2 protein-coding genes are annotated in these 1050 nt (G+C 62.0%); one reads left to right on the plus strand and one right to left on the minus strand.

The window, feature by feature from the left end; translation table 11 throughout:
* A partial coding sequence (locus AC1DQP_RS20835) for a hypothetical protein (RefSeq protein WP_478052475.1) occupies positions 1–305 on the minus strand: 305 nt, incomplete at its 3' end.
* Between the two features lie 241 nt (positions 306–546).
* Between AC1DQP_RS20835 and AC1DQP_RS20840 the strand changes: the two genes are divergently transcribed.
* The coding region (locus AC1DQP_RS20840; RefSeq protein WP_478052476.1) for a hypothetical protein at positions 547–1050 on the plus strand (504 nt) is incomplete at its 3' end.

The raw sequence follows: 1050 nt of genomic DNA on the forward strand, positions 1-1050 counted from the left end.
GTCACCACATAATCCGGATCAACCACCGTGGCGCCGGTGGAAAGCATCCGGTATTCGCCCGGCTCGGCGGCCATGTAGTTGTCCAGCATCGGCGGCAGATAGCGCTCGTGCCCGTCGACATCGTCGGCCAGCACCACGCCTTCGTCGAAACTGATCCGCAGCACCCTTCCGGCATATTGCTGCAGATCCTGCACCTGGCCATCGCCCCCATAACGGGTAACCCCGACCAGTACCACCTTGCCGATCATCTGCTCGGCCTTGGGGCCATCCAAGGGCGGCATTGCGTGAGTCGCTGTGTCGTTCATGCGTGCACCTCCGCGATGTTCAAGGACATCCTAGACCAGATGCGCGCTCTATTTCGCACGGGCGTTTCGGCTTAACCTGCGCTTCACCTGGCCGGTCCTACGGTCAGCGTTCATCACGCAAGGATCGCTCATGTTGGGGTACGCATTTGCACGACCGTGGACCATCGCCCTTTGCGCGGCCTCGCTGTGCGCATGTGCACATGCAACGACGCCTTCGCCGACTACTCAAGGACCCGCCACCATGGCACCCACCGCCTCTGACGCCGCCGCGCCGGCCACCTTCACCGCCAAACAGCTGTTGCTGGGCTTGTTGGACCTGATCAAGGCCACGCGTTCGGCCAGCGAACTTACAGTAGAGGGTGTGTCGGCGGCGATGAAGCAGCCTGCGCAGACCTTTGGGCCGGGGCACTTTGGGTATGGCGGCACCCTGACACCGGAATGGGGGTACGGGCTTGAGGTGAAAAAAGCGGGCAGTGCGCGGACACGACTGGACCTCGACTTCATTGACACCACATCGAATCAATCCGCGGCGGCATCGGGCATATGCCAGATCGACTTTGATCGGTTCGCATCTGACCTCCAAGCCCAGGGCTTCGTACGCGAGACTGTACGCGGCGAGCACGGCAGAGTTGCCTACGAGCAGTTTCAGCGCGACAGCATGAGCGTCATCGTGGACAGGATCGGAGAGGCGTCGACCTCGCCCCAGGAAATCGCACATGCCTGCGTTCGGCATGTGACCGTGGAT

The sequence above is a fragment of the Stenotrophomonas sp. P5_A8 genome (assembly GCF_056400545.1).